This window comes from Rhizobium sp. 18055, from assembly GCF_902706285.1.
Taxonomy (GTDB): Bacteria; Pseudomonadota; Alphaproteobacteria; order Rhizobiales; family Rhizobiaceae; genus Rhizobium.
On the sequence record NZ_CACSKD010000031.1, the window covers coordinates 1 to 13,448 of the forward strand.

At 58.3% G+C, this 13,448-nt stretch carries 13 protein-coding genes and 1 pseudogene; 7 read left to right on the forward strand and 7 right to left on the reverse strand.

Translation table 11 applies throughout. The features are described 5' to 3' along the window. The first annotated feature begins 149 nt into the window (after window positions 1–149). From istA to GVL52_RS27215, 3 genes are all read left to right on the forward strand, one after another. A complete protein-coding gene (gene istA, locus GVL52_RS27205) occupies window positions 150–1,670 on the forward strand; it encodes an IS21 family transposase (protein WP_160012539.1) in 1,521 nt (506 codons plus the stop codon). A gap of 16 nt (window positions 1,671–1,686) precedes the next feature. Then, window positions 1,687–2,463, forward strand: a complete 777-nt coding sequence (gene istB / locus GVL52_RS27210) for an IS21-like element helper ATPase IstB (RefSeq protein WP_065279981.1) — start codon at window positions 1,687–1,689, stop codon at window positions 2,461–2,463. Window positions 2,464–2,810: 347 nt separating this feature from the next. Continuing rightward, window positions 2,811–3,644 carry a universal stress protein gene (locus GVL52_RS27215; protein ID WP_160012540.1) on the forward strand — a complete coding sequence of 278 codons (834 nt, stop codon included), beginning with the start codon at window positions 2,811–2,813 and terminating at the stop codon, window positions 3,642–3,644. A 236-nt stretch (window positions 3,645–3,880) separates the two neighbouring features. On the opposite strand, the gene GVL52_RS27220 is transcribed toward GVL52_RS27215, so the two are convergent. From GVL52_RS27220 to napE, 6 genes are read right to left on the reverse strand one after another with little or no spacing between them, the layout of a single operon-like run. After that, complete coding sequence (locus GVL52_RS27220; RefSeq protein ID WP_160012541.1) at window positions 3,881–4,591, reverse strand: NapC/NirT family cytochrome c; 711 nt, start codon at window positions 4,589–4,591, stop codon at window positions 3,881–3,883. Window positions 4,592–4,596: 5 nt separating this feature from the next. Then, window positions 4,597–5,097 carry a nitrate reductase cytochrome c-type subunit gene (locus GVL52_RS27225; protein WP_160012542.1) on the reverse strand — a complete coding sequence of 167 codons (501 nt, stop codon included), beginning with the start codon at window positions 5,095–5,097 and terminating at the stop codon, window positions 4,597–4,599. Further along, window positions 5,067–7,571, reverse strand: a complete 2,505-nt coding sequence (gene napA / locus GVL52_RS27230; protein ID WP_160012543.1) for a periplasmic nitrate reductase subunit alpha — start codon at window positions 7,569–7,571, stop codon at window positions 5,067–5,069. The genes GVL52_RS27225 and napA overlap by 31 nt, the downstream gene beginning before the upstream one ends. Further along, a complete protein-coding gene (locus tag GVL52_RS27235) occupies window positions 7,546–7,830 on the reverse strand; it encodes a chaperone NapD (RefSeq protein ID WP_160012544.1) in 285 nt (94 codons plus the stop codon). Before GVL52_RS27235 ends, napA begins: the two co-directional genes overlap by 26 nt. Continuing rightward, entirely contained in the window at window positions 7,823–8,323 is a 501-nt protein-coding gene (napF, locus tag GVL52_RS27240; RefSeq protein WP_160012545.1) for a ferredoxin-type protein NapF, read from the reverse strand. Before napF ends, GVL52_RS27235 begins: the two co-directional genes overlap by 8 nt. A 7-nt stretch (window positions 8,324–8,330) precedes the next feature. Beyond that, window positions 8,331–8,525 (reverse strand): periplasmic nitrate reductase, NapE protein, encoded by a 195-nt coding sequence (gene napE / locus GVL52_RS27245; protein WP_160012546.1) that lies wholly within the window; start codon window positions 8,523–8,525, stop codon window positions 8,331–8,333. 189 nt (window positions 8,526–8,714) lie between these two features. Here napE and petA point away from each other — a divergent pair, with 189 nt between their 5' ends. The 3 genes from petA to GVL52_RS27260 are packed head-to-tail and all read left to right on the forward strand — an operon-like array spanning window position 8,715 to window position 11,465. After that, entirely contained in the window at window positions 8,715–9,287 is a 573-nt protein-coding gene (gene petA, locus GVL52_RS27250) for a ubiquinol-cytochrome c reductase iron-sulfur subunit (protein WP_160012547.1), read from the forward strand. 12 nt (window positions 9,288–9,299) lie between these two features. Next, entirely contained in the window at window positions 9,300–10,580 is a 1,281-nt protein-coding gene (locus tag GVL52_RS27255) for a cytochrome b N-terminal domain-containing protein (protein ID WP_160012548.1), read from the forward strand. 3 nt (window positions 10,581–10,583) lie between these two features. Continuing rightward, entirely contained in the window at window positions 10,584–11,465 is an 882-nt protein-coding gene (locus tag GVL52_RS27260; protein WP_160012549.1) for a cytochrome c1, read from the forward strand. 294 nt (window positions 11,466–11,759) lie between these two features. Here the strand turns inward: GVL52_RS27260 and GVL52_RS27265 are convergent. Next, window positions 11,760–12,559: pseudogene (locus tag GVL52_RS27265) on the reverse strand (IS3 family transposase); the annotation flags it as partial. Window positions 12,560–12,689: 130 nt separating this feature from the next. Here GVL52_RS27265 and GVL52_RS27270 point away from each other — a divergent pair. Further along, on the forward strand, window positions 12,690–13,379 hold the full coding sequence (locus GVL52_RS27270) for an IS110 family transposase (RefSeq protein ID WP_244619311.1): 690 nt from the start codon (window positions 12,690–12,692) through the stop codon (window positions 13,377–13,379). Window positions 13,380–13,448 lie beyond the last annotated feature (69 nt).

The window sequence follows — 13,448 nt, forward strand, 5'->3', positions numbered from 1 at the left end:
CCGCCGCCGCCGGCCGCTATCGATAATCTCAAGCCGCTCCATTCCGCACTGTCCCTATTGACGTCAATACGGACAGTCAGTGCCAAATCTCATGATTTCTACAAGACGGCCTTGCCCGGACGGATACGAAGCAAGCGAGACGAACGACAGTGAAAGACATTCGATCGATACTGCGGCTGACGCATGAACAAGGCCTTTCGGTTCGCGCCGTTTCGGAACGCCTGAAGATCAGCAAAACCTCTGTGGCGACGTATCTGTTGCGGGCGAGGGAGACCGGACTTTCGGTCTGGCCGTTACCTGCGGGTCTCGACGACGATGCCGCGCTGGAGCGACATCTTTTCCGGCGCGTTGGCCGGCCGCCACAGGACTTGGTCGAGCCCGATTGGCGGTCCGTTTCCGCCGAGCTGAAGCGCAAGGGTGTGACCCTGACGCTGCTCTGGCAGGAATACAGGGCGAGCCATCCCGACGGCTACGGCTACACATGGTTTTGCGACCGTTTTGCCGTCTTCGAACGCCGCGCTCACGCGACGTTCCGCAACCGTCATGAGGCGGGTGCGGTGATGCAGACCGATTACGCCGGCCACACCATCCCCATCATCGACCCTTCGACCGGCGTCATCCATTCGGCGCAAATCTTCGTGGCGATGCTTCCCGCCTCGTCGCTGACATTCGCCTATGCCAGCCTTAGCCAGAAACTGCCGGACTGGATCGAGGGCCAGGAACGGGCGCTGAGCTTCTTCGGCGGCGTCACGAAGGCGATTGTGTGCGACAATCTGAAGGCGGGCGTCGCCAAGGCGCTGTGGTTTGAGCCCACGCTCAACGCCACCTTCGCTGCCATGGCCGAACATTACGATACGACCATCATGCCGACCAGAAGCCGCAAGCCGCGTGACAAAGCCAAGGTCGAAGGTGCCGTGCTAATCGTCGAGCGCTGGATACTGGCTCGTCTCAGAAACCGACGCTTCTTCAGTCTGGCTGATCTGAACGCCGCGATCTCGGTTCTGCTTGACGACTTGAACAACCGCCCGATGCGCCACATCGGAAAGTCGCGCCGAGACCTGTTCGAGGAGGTGGAGAGAAAGGCGCTTGCGCCGCTGCCAGCAACGCCGTTCGACTATGCGGAATGGAAATCGGCGAAGGTCCATCCCGATTACCATGTCGAGGTCGACAAGACCTTCTACTCTGTGCCGCACCGCTTGATCGGCCGACAGGTTGATGTGCGCCTGACCCACCGGGTGGTCGAGATATTCCTCGATCACAAGCGGATTGCCAGCCATATCAGGCGTTCTCAGCGATCCGGGCATGTCACGGTCAACGAGCACATGCCCAAATCCCACCAGCGTTATGCAAACACGACGCCGGCATCGCTTTTGAACCAGGCGGCAAGGATCGGGGTGAACACCGCCATTCTGGTCGAGCGGATGATGCGCGATCGTCCTCATCCCGAACAAGGATATCGCTCGGCCTTCGGCATTCTGTCCCTTGCCCGCCGTTACGAGACGGATCGCCTGGAAGCGGCGTGCGAGCGGGCGCTGGTCATCAACTCCATCACCTATTCCTCTGTCGCCGCCATTCTCAAATCCGGTCTCGATCGGACCAAACCCCAGACAGACCCGGCAAAACCCACCCCGCCGCACACCAATATCCGCGGCGGCTCCTATTACCAGTGAAGGAAAGGAAAGACCCATGCTGACACATCCAACCCTCGATCAGATGCAGGCCCTTGGCCTTGCCGGAATGGCAACGGCCTATCGCGAACTTGCCGCTCAGAACAACAGCAGCGATCTCAGCCGAGACGAGTGGCTCGGCCTGATGCTCGATCGGGAAACGGCTCTGCGATCCGACAAACGCCTGACCAATCGGCTTGCAGCTTCCAAGCTCCGGTTCCCTGACGCCTGCATCGAGAACATCGACTTTGCCGCTCATCGTGGTCTCGACCGCCGAAACACGCTGTCGCTTGCGCAAGGGGCATGGCTGAAGGCACATGAGAACATGATCATCACCGGCCAGACCGGCACGGGGAAAACCTGGCTTGCCTGCGCCTTCGGCCGCCAGGCTGCCCGGCTCGACCATTCCATCCTCTACCTGCGTATGCCGCGTCTGTTCGAGGACCTGGGTCTTGCCCGGCTTGACGGCCGCTTTCCACGCCTGGTCGACAAGCTCGCCCGCGTCCAGTTGCTGATCCTCGACGACTGGGGAACCCACACGCTCACAGATCAACAACGCCTCGACCTGCTGGAAATCTTCGAGGAACGCTATCGTCGGAAATCGACGCTCATCACCGCGCAGCTTCCCGTAGCCCAGTGGCATGACATGATCGGAGAACCGACCATCGCAGACGCAATCCTCGATCGGATCATCCATAATGCTCACCGCATCGCCCTTGAAGGCGACAGCATGCGACGACAAAAAACACCATCCCACTTGACCGGCGCTGAAAACGGCGAAATCAATCGCTCATGACTTCAACCAGGCAGGCGAAAATCGACCACACCATGCTGTCCCGGAATTAGTGAAGCCACTGTCCGCGATTTAGTGAAACGACTGTCCCGTTCTTCCGAAATACGCACTCGCCTTCCGTGGGTATGGGAAAGCGTTCTCCACCCTGCTTTCCGTCGCGTTTTGTCGAGAGCATGCCTGATCCTCCTTCCTTTGGAAAGTTGCGCTCGCTTAAACCGGCACAAGCCGGTCCAAGACATCCGTTCGCGCCAGCTTAATCCATTTCCTTGCGTCCGCACTTTGATGAAGGTCAAAGAGTTGGAGACCGTTTGCGTATATCCTGAGCCTTCTCGGACAAAAGAGGTGTCATCATGACAATGAAGTCAATATTGGCAATTCTCAGCAGTACTGGATTCGAAGGTGATCTCCAGAGCGCAATCGCGTTCTGCGCTGCCCGTAAAGCTCACCTTACCTGCTTGGTGGTCTCTTTAGGACAGCCCCCCGTGTTCAGCGAATACAGCGCGGTCTCCACGATCTGGATCGATCAACGTCAGAGAGAGATCGATGAGCTGTCGCAAAAGGCGGGGAAGATACGCACCCAGCTTTCGAAATCGGACCTTTCCTACGAGGTCCAAGACCTGTATACGGAATTCGCTTGGGCGGACGACGATATCGCCCAGCGCGCCCTGTACGTGGACCTCGTTCTGATTGGCCGGGAAGCTGCCCGCGACGAAGAACTCCGAAAGCGTATTTTGGACGGCGCTCTTTTCCAATCGCCCACGCCCATCATTATCAACCGCTCAGAACTCGAGCTTGCACCCCATGCAAAATCGATTATCCTTGCGTGGGATTCGAGCAATGAGGCTCCGCGAGCGGCACGACTGTCGATCGACGTCTTAAAGCACGCTGAGACCGTTTATGTCACGATGGTGGATCCGGTCGCCCGCATGGCCGCGAACGGCGAGGAGCCTGGAGCCGACGTCGCGGCCTACCTGGCGAGGCATGGTGTAAGAGTGCAGGTCGATCGCATCGCGAGTGGTGGACGTCAGGCCGACGAGATCCTGCGCCAACACGCGCTCGACGTCTCTGCCGACCTTATCGTTATGGGAGCATACAATCATCCGAGGTGGCGGCAGTCTCTGTTCGGAGGAACGACGCGCGGGATGATCGAGGACAGCCGGATGCCGGTGATGCTTGCGCATTGATCAAATCCGGTCAGTTCGCTGAGTGCATCGCACCGATCAACATAACGCTGAAACTTTTCGTTGGCGCCCTCTTAAGACCCGAACAGAGCTTCCTATCTGTCAATGGCAAATCGTCGAAGGCCGCGAGGGCGCTTCCGATGCGGCTTCAGCGCACCTGTAAGCAGCCGTAGTTGGCTGTCCCATGTTGTCGCAAAATCGCGAGCTTGGCGATCGGCGCGGCTGTACATCGCGACGGATCAGTCGGCGCCATCCGCCATTTCAAGATGCGCACGCTGCACAGCCTCTTGGAGATCGTCGATGGGGCTCTGACGCGCCATCTTCTTGCCTTCCAGCTCCTTCGGCATCTTCCAGCCGGGATCGACGCCGTCCATGTTGGGCAACTCGTGGGCGATCCCCTTGTGACAGTCGATGCACGTCGCCTTACCAGGCAGCAGATAGCGCGTGTGAATTTCCGCGGCCCTCTGGGTCTGCTTTTGAAAGTCCATGGCGACAGATGCATGGCAGTTCCGGCACTCGAGGCTATCGTTGGCCTTCATTCGCGCCCACTCGTGCTGTGCGAGTTCGAGCCGCTTCTCAAGGAATTTGGACCGCGTGTTGATCGTGCCGAAGATCTTTCCCCAGACCTCCTTCGAGGCCTGCATCTTGCGCGCGATCTTGTCGGTCCACTGGTGAGGGACGTGGCAGTCTGGGCAGCTTGCTCGGACACCCGACCGGTTGGAGAAGTGGATCGTTCGGCTCAGTTCCTGATAGACGTTGTCATGCATCTCGTGACAGGACGTGCAGAACTTCTCTGAGTTCGTCAGTTCGAGCGCAGTATTGAAGGCTCCCCAAAACATAACGCCGCCAACGAACCCACCCAGTGTCAGGACGCCCAGGCCTATGGTGGCAGCCGGAGTGATGATAATCGACCAGCACCATATAACGATCTTCCTGATCCATCCGAACATGATCGTTACTCGCTCCCCGCGGGCCTGACGCCCAGTTCGCTCATGTCCTTGAACTCGCTCGGCACGAGAGGTTGGGTATCCGCCTGCGGTACATGGCATGCAGTGCAGAAGTAACGTCTCGGAGAAACGTCCGCCAGCATCTGCCCCTCGCGCGTCATGTAGTGGGTCACGCTAATCATCGGCGCCCCACTATCTTGAGTGAACTCCCGCTTGTGACATGAGAGACAACGGTTGGCATTGACAGAAAGCTCGTAGCCTTCGATCGAATGCGGAATAATCGGCGGCTGATCGGGATAAGCGCGCATTCTTCGCTGGTCGTCGACAATCCATTTGGGAAGGGGCTTCGCTTCGCCGGTTTCCATCGACGGGGTCGGCCCCTCAAGCTGAGGGACCGTCTGCTGAATGACTTGGGCAACGGACGCCGTCGTCAGGAAGACCAGAAGGCTTGCCGCTACCGCCATCCATCCGGGCCGCTTCAAACGGCGGGGAGTATCTTGACCGCGCATTTTTTGAAATCCGTTTGTTTGGAGATGGGATCGGTGGCGTCGAGCGTCACCTTGTTGATCAACTGGCTTGCATCGAACCAAGGAACGAAGATCACGCCGGTAGGCATCCTGTTTCTTCCCCGGATATCGATCCGGGACCGGATTTCTCCCCGTCTTGAGATGATGCGGACCTCTGCTCCCTGATTGATGCCGCGCTTGCGGGCGTCTTCAGCGTTCATGAAGCATCGGGCACCGGGGAACGCCCTATACAGCTCAGGGACCCTCATCGTCATCGAGCCGGAATGCCAGTGTTCCAGCACACGCCCCGTGACTAGCCAGAAGTCGAACTCCTCATCGGGAGATTCCGCAGGGGGTTCATATGGGACGGCCAATATGACTGCCTTGCCGTCCTTCTGGCCATAGAATTTTACACCCTCGCCAGGCTTCACATAAGGATCGTATCCTTCGCGATACCGCCATCGGGTTTCCTTGCCGTCGACGACCGGCCACCGCAGTCCACGCACCTGGTGGTACATGTCGTAAGGCGCGAGGTCATGCCCGTGTCCGCGGCCAAACGAAGCGTATTCCTCGAACAAACCTTTTTGGACGTAGAAACCGAAGGCCTTGGCTTCATTGTTGTCATACTCGGCGTCCACCTCGCTAAGCGGAAACCGGTCGACTTCACCGTTCTTGAAAAGGACGTCGAAAAGGCTCTTTTCGCGGTATTCGGGATGTTCGTCCAAGATTTCTTTCGGCCAAACTTCGTCCGTCGTGAAGCGCTTTGAGAACTCCATAAGCTGCCAGAGATCCGATCGAGCTTCGCCCTTGGCCTGAACAAGCTGGTGCCACACGTGCGTACGCCTTTCGGCGTTTCCGTAGGCGCCCTCCTTCTCCACCCACATCGCTGCCGGCAAGATCAGGTCGGCGCTCATGGCGGTAATTGTAGGATAGGCGTCGGATACAACGATGAAATTCTCGGGGTTTCGATAGCCCTGCCAGGTCTCGTTGCTGGTGTTGGGGCCGGCCTGGACGTTGTTATTCACCTGCACCCAGTAGAAGTTCAGTTTGCCATCTTTAAGCATGCGATCCTGCTGGACGGCGTGGTAGCCGGGCTTTTCGGGAATGATACCGTGCGGTATCCGCCAGATTTCCTCTGCATGCTTGCGATGTTCAGGATTGGTCACGGTCATGTCGGCTGGGAGGCGATGCGCGAACGTGCCTACCTCGCGCGCAGTTCCGCAGGCGGACGGTTGGCCCGTAAGCGAGAAAGGGCTGTTGCCAGGCTCCGATATCTTTCCGGTCAATAGATGAAGGTTGTAGACCATCTGGTTAGCCCAGACGCCGCGAACATGCTGATTGAAACCCATTGTCCAGAGTGACATCACCTTGCGGTTTGGATCGGCGTAAAGTTCCGCCAATTGCTCTAGGAACTCGGGGTCGACGCCAGTGAGTTCTGAAGTCTTTTCGAGAGTGTATTCCGCAACGTGCTGCTTGAAGACATCGAAATCGATCGGTTCAGTCTTTCCTGGGTCTGCGGAATTAGCAGCTTCCTGCTCACGCGGATTGTCAGGGCGCAGCCCGTAGCCAATGTCCGTGACGCCCTTCGCGAACTTCGTGTGGTCCTTCACGAAGGCCTCGTTCACCCGTCCGGTCTGGATGATGTGGTTTGCGATGTAATTGAGGATGGCAAGATCTGTTCCCGGCTTGAAGACAATCGGGATGTCGGCCAGGTCCATACTCCGGTGCGTGTAGGTCGAAAGTACGGCCACACGTACGTGCGGCTGGCCGAGCCTCCGGTCGGCTACACGCGTCCACAGGATCGGATGCATCTCGGCCATGTTCGAACCCCAGAGCACGAAGGCGTCAGCAGCTTCGAAGTCGTCGTAGCAGCCCATGGGCTCGTCCATGCCGAACGTGCGCATGAACCCATAAGCGGCGGAGGCCATGCAATGCCGCGCGTTCGGGTCAAGATTGTTGGAGCGGAGGCCCGCGCGCATCAGCTTCGTAGCGGCGTAGCCTTCAAAAATGGTCCACTGACCGGAGCCGAACATGCCTACTGCCGTCGGCCCCTTCTCCTTTAATACCTTTTTGCATTGCGCGGCCATCACGTCGAAGGCTTCGTCCCAGCTTACCGGTTCGAACTCTCCGTCCTTCGCGAAGACGCCGTCGCGCTTTCTCAGGAGGGGCCGCGTCAGGCGGTCCTCGCCGTACATAATCTTGGAAAGGAAGTATCCCTTGATGCAGTTGAGGCCTCGGTTGACTTCCGCCTGCATGTCTCCGTGGGTCGCCACCACCTGTCCGGCCTTGACACCGACCATCACGCCGCAACCGGTTCCGCAAAAGCGGCAAGGAGCCTTTGACCACTTGATTTCGAGGGCGGTCACGCCACCAGGGACTGGCTGAGCGGCAGCGGGAAGAGTCACGCCCGCAGCCGCCGCCGCCAGTGCCGCCGCCTGAGCCTTCAGAACATCACGCCTGTTGAACTCTCCGCTCATCGTCCTGCATCTCCTCTTCGACATGTTCGAAAACCATATTCGCCGCGATAACGCCCTCAAGGAGCGAGATGCCTGTCAGCGTCGTTCCGAGCTCCCCGGTGCTGAATCCTTCAATAACGATGACGAACTTGCCGTTCGCGACGCCGCGAATCTCGACGCCTGACATCTTTGCAAGCGCACCGCCGACAGACGCAGTGAACGCTGGCATCGTGGCGACAACGGCGCTGGATATGTGATAACGGGTCGTTGGATTAGGCATGCGCATCCTCCGGCAATCGATGCTGCATCTCAACCGCGTCCACGGGACACGATGCGACGCACGCTCCACAGCCTGTGCAGCGATCGGTAACTATGAAAGGGAGGAACGGACCGCCAATACGCGGCCGGAAACGTATGGCATCCTCCGGACAACCGTCCCGACAGGATTGACAAGCGATGTCGTTCGCAGCGAGGCACTCGTCTCCGATAACCGCGACGTGGGGTATGGTTTGCGAAGCAGGCAGGGAGAATGCCGGTTCCGGACAGACCTGAGCGCACTCGCCGCAGAAGGTACACTCGCCTTTGCGAAAGTCGAGCTTCGGAAGCCCGCCAGCCATATCGATTATTCCGGTCGGACGTCGCTCGACGCACAACCCGCAACCGGTGCACGCGCTCGATAGAAGTGAGGTAGACGTTCCAGGCGGCCGGATCGCATCAAGTGGCCCCTTGCCGGAGAGAAACTGTCGCCGAGACATGGACGTGCGCTGCGGCATAGTTTCCTCAATGGCTCGAGGGCGGCCCCGGAGGGCCGAAAACGATCTGGAACATCCAAACGAGGAAGCCATAGCCCCCGACCACGCCGACAGCCACTACGGGCCATATTCCGAATGCCAAGATCATAAAGGCGAGCGCTTCGAACCGGCGACTACTGCGCCGTCCGCGGTTTTCCGGAGCCTTTCTCACAAGCTCTACCATCGCTCGACCTCCACGACCTGTTTAGCAGAAGTTGCATCGAAATCAAGCCATGGAGCTCCCTGAGTGAGGCAAAGCGACACGGTCATTGATCTAGCGCAAGCAGGCTTGACGGTGTTGATCGTAGAGAACCGACTGGCCGTCCCAGCGTCGGATTGGTCAAGTTCAACAAAATTCAAGGAAATACGCGTGATGACTGGCAGCGAAGAAGACGAGACAGGTGGGCCGACCCGTCGTGATTTTCTCTACCTGACAACCGGCATGGCGGGGGCCGTAGGAGCGGCAGCCGTCGCTTGGCCGTTCGTCGACCAGATGCGTCCGGACGCGTCTACGCTGGCGCTCGCGTCCATCGAGGTCGACGTCTCCAGTCTCGATCCTGGCATGTCACTGACAGCCAAGTGGCGCGGCAAACCCGTGTTCATCCGTAATCGCACGCCGGAAGAAGTGAAAGCGGCTGCGGACACGCCGCTGTCCGAGCTAAAGGATCCGGTGGCGCGCAACGCGAACCTTCCCGTCGACGCCCAAGCTACTGGGACCGATAGGTCGGCAGGGGAAGGCAAGGAAAACTGGATCGTCATGATCGGTTCCTGCACGCATCTCGGCTGTGTGCCGCTCGGCCAGGCCGGCGAATACAACGGTTGGTTCTGCCCCTGCCATGGATCGGTCTACGATACGGCCGGGCGCATCCGAAAAGGCCCGGCTCCTGAAAACCTTCCGATCCCGCCGCATGAATTCGTCAGCGACGGCGTGGTCAAGATCGGATGATAGGAGCCCGAAATGAGTGGTGAATCAGACTATCAGCCATCAACCGGCCTTGAGAAGTGGATCGATGCGCGCCTTCCGCTGCCGCGTCTTGTCTATGACAGCTTCGTTGCATATCCGGTTCCGCGTAACCTGAACTATGCCTATACCTTCGGCGCCATGCTGTCGGTCATGCTGATCGTTCAGATCCTGACAGGCGTCGTGCTCGCGATGCACTATGCCGACGAAGCGACCGTTGCGTTCAACTCGGTCGAAAAGATCATGCGCGACGTCAACCACGGTTGGCTGCTGCGCTACATGCACGCCAACGGCGCGTCGTTCTTCTTCGTCGCGGTCTATCTGCACATTGCCCGCGGCCTCTACTACGGCTCCTACAAGGCGCCGCGCGAAATCCTCTGGATCCTTGGCGTTCTCATCTATCTGCTGATGATGGCGACCGGCTTCATGGGCTACGTTCTGCCCTGGGGTCAGATGTCCTTCTGGGGTGCGACTGTCATCACCGGCTTCTTCTCGGCATTCCCGCTGGTCGGCGAATGGGTGCAGCAGTTCCTGCTCGGTGGCTTCGCGGTCGAAAATCCGACGCTGAACCGCTTCTTCTCGCTGCACTACTTGCTGCCGTTCGTCATTGCCGGCGTCGTCGTCCTGCATATCTGGGCGCTGCACGTCACCGGCCAGACGAACCCGACCGGCGTTGAAGTCAAGACGAAGACGGACACGGTTCGTTTCACGCCTTATGCAACGCTCAAGGATGCGCTCGGCGTTTCGATCTTCCTGCTCGTCTACGCCTACTTCGTCTTCTATCTGCCGAACTTCCTCGGTCACGCCGACAACTATATTCCGGCCGATCCGTTGAAGACGCCGGCTCACATCGTTCCGGAATGGTACTTCCTGCCGTTCTACGCGATGCTGCGCTCGATCACCTTCAACATCGGACCGATCGATTCCAAGCTCGGCGGCGTCCTGGTGATGTTCGGCGCGATCATCGTGCTGTTCTTCCTGCCGTGGCTCGACACCTCGAAGGTTCGTTCGGCGGTCTATCGTCCGTGGTACAAGATGGCTTACTGGCTGTTCGTGATCAACGCGATCATCCTCGGCTGGCTCGGTTCGCAGCCGGCGGAAGGCCTCTACACCACGATCTCGCAGATCTGTACGCTGCTTTACTTCGCCTTCTTCCTGGTCGTCATGCCGGTGCTTGGTCTCGTCGAGACGCCGCGCGGTGTGCCGAACTCCATCACGGAAGCGGTGCTTGAAAAGCAGGCCAATGCGACCACCGTTGATGCGCTCAATAGGAACTGACATATGATCAAATTGATTTCAGCGCTCGTCGCATTGGCCAACGTAGCACCCCTCGCATATTCCGCCGACGCCGAGGAGGTGCCCCCGCAGCCCTCCGCTGTCCATACGGAAGCAACCGCTCCGCATTATCCATTAAAACATCCGAAGGAACTGGATTGGTCGTTCGCGGGCTTCACCGGCCATTACGACAAGCAACAGCTTCAGCGGGGGCTCAAGATCTACACGGAGGTCTGTTCTGCGTGTCACTCGATGAAAATGGTAGCCTATCGGTCGCTTTCCGATCTAGGCTATAGCGACGAGCAGGTGAAGGCATTCGCGGCGGACCATGAGGTGCAGGACGGCCCGGACGCAAATGGTGAAATGTACACCCGCAAGGCCGTACCTTCTGATTACTTCCCGTCGCCGTTCGCGAACGCGGAGGCGGCCGCGGCGTCGAACAATGGTGCTGTTCCGCCTGACTTCTCGCTCATCGCAAAGGCACGCGGCATTACTCGCGGCTTCCCACAGTTCCTTATCGACATGCTACCGGGCGTCGGATATCAAGAAGGCGGCCCCGACTACATTTACTCGCTGCTGACGGGTTATGACGAGACGCCCCCAGCCGGTTTTGAAATCGCGGAGGGAACGAACTACAACCCTTATTTCGCCCATTCGGCGGCGCTCGCCATGCCCAAACCGATCTCAGATGACCAAGTCACCTATGAGGACGGATCACCCCAGACCGTCGACCAGTATGCTCGAGACGTGTCGGCCTTCCTGATGTGGGCTGCTGAGCCCCACCTCGAGGAACGCAAACGGACCGGGTTTATGGTGATGGTATTCCTGATAATTTTCTCGGGCTTAATCTACCTGACCAAGCGTTCCGTTTACTCGGACAAGAGATAAAGCAAACTTTAAAAACATCGCGTCGTTGCGCCGGCGCGGATAGCAGCCGGCGTCTCCCACCAGGATGAGAGGACACGTTCTCAAAAAAGAGGGAGGAGCGAGGTAAAAGGGCACAGGCGTAACCCTTTATCTCGTTGCAATCGAAACATTTTCGTTACTTTACCTTGGCATGCTATGGGCATGAGATCCAACCATTGGTCTGCGCCCGGACTGATGCCAAGCCGGCGGACTTCCGCTCTCAATGCACGGGTCAGCCGGTAATCCCCCCGTTTTAACGGGGCTCCGCAGTAGAATTCACGCGGCCATTTTCAGTTTCTGTGCGGGTGTTATGCCGCCGATGCCCATATTGGGCCGTTCGTTGTTGTAGGTCCACAGCCACTGTGTGGCGAATTCCTGCGCCTCCTCGATGCTTTCAATGATGTATTGGTCGAGCCATTCGTGTCGGACGGTGCGGTTGTAGCGCTCGACATAGGCATTTTGTTGCGGCTTTCCGGGCTGGATGTGGCTCAAGGCAATTCCTTGGGTTTCGGCCCATTCCATCAGTTTGCCACTGACGTACTCGGGCCCATTGTCCACACGAATGGCGAACGGTTTACCGCGCCATTCGATGATCTGGTTCAGACTGCGGATGACGCGTTCAGCAGGCAGCGAAAAATCCACCTCGATGCCCAACCCTTCGCGGTTGAAGTCGTCCAGAACATTCAGCAGCCGGAATTGCCTGCCGTCTTCCAAACGATCTGCCATGAAGTCCATGGACCAAACCAGGTCGGAGCCTCAGGCACAGTCAAGGCATCGGGCTTGTCCCGCTTCAAACGCTTGCGTGGCTTGATCCTGAGGTTCAACTCCATCTCGCGGTAGATGCGGTATACGCGCTTGTGGTTCCAGCGATGTCCCCGGACATTCCGCAGATAAAGAAAACACAGGCCCAAGCCCCAGGTCTTCTTTGCCCGCGTCAGTCCGATCAGAAGATCGGCGATCTGCTCGTTCTCGTCGTTCAGCTTGGCGCTGTAACGATAGCAGGTCTCGCTGACCGCGAAGGTGCGGCAGGCAAGCGCAATGCTCACCCCGCGCGATGCCACTGCTTTCCCGGCCATCCCTTGGCCGACAGGCAAATGCTTGCATTTGCCGTTAGGCTCTCGGCGTTGAGACGGCCGTGTTATTAATGGGATGGTCCGCCTCGTCCTCCTGCCGCATCATGAGGCGGTCAAACCGAAGGAGGTTGCAATGCCACAACGCAATGTGCCGCGCCCTGCCGCGGTCTACGGAATTGATATCGGCAAGAATATATTCCACGTCGTCGGCCTTGGAAGCGATGGCGTGCCAGTCCAGAAGGTACGTTTCCGACGCGATACGCTGCTAAAGTTCTTCGAGCGCGCCGCGCCGGCTATCGTGGGAATGGAATCGTGCGCAGGATCCCAGTGGATTGCCAGGAAGATAAAGGCGCTCGGACATAAGGTGCGCTTGATACCGGCGCAGTTTGTGAAACCCTACGTAAAGTCGAACAAAAGCGACATCATCGATGCGGAGGCGATCGCTGAGGCAGCCACGCGACCAACCATGCGATTTGCTGCACTCAAAAGCGAGGAACAAGCCGATCTTCAGGCTTTGCACCGGGTGCGGGATCAGATGATCGGTACAAGAACGCGCCTGATCAATCAGATGCGAGCTTTCTGTCTCGAATACGGGATCGCTCTTCGCCAGGGCGCAGGCTTGTTCAAGCTCGACCTTCCACTGGTTCTCGAGGACCAATCAAACGACCTTTCGGCGGCAATGCGTAAGCTGCTCGCAGATCTGTTCACCGATCTGCGCCAATTAGAGAAGCGCATTGGTGACGTCACACGCGAGATCGAGGCTGTAGCTAGGTCGCACACTCATAAACCAGGTTTGCAAATCGGTTTGATTTTGATTCACTGAAGCCTTGATTTGGAGGCCTCTGATGACCCGTCGCCGGTTTGATCTCACCGATTTCGAGTGGACTGTTAT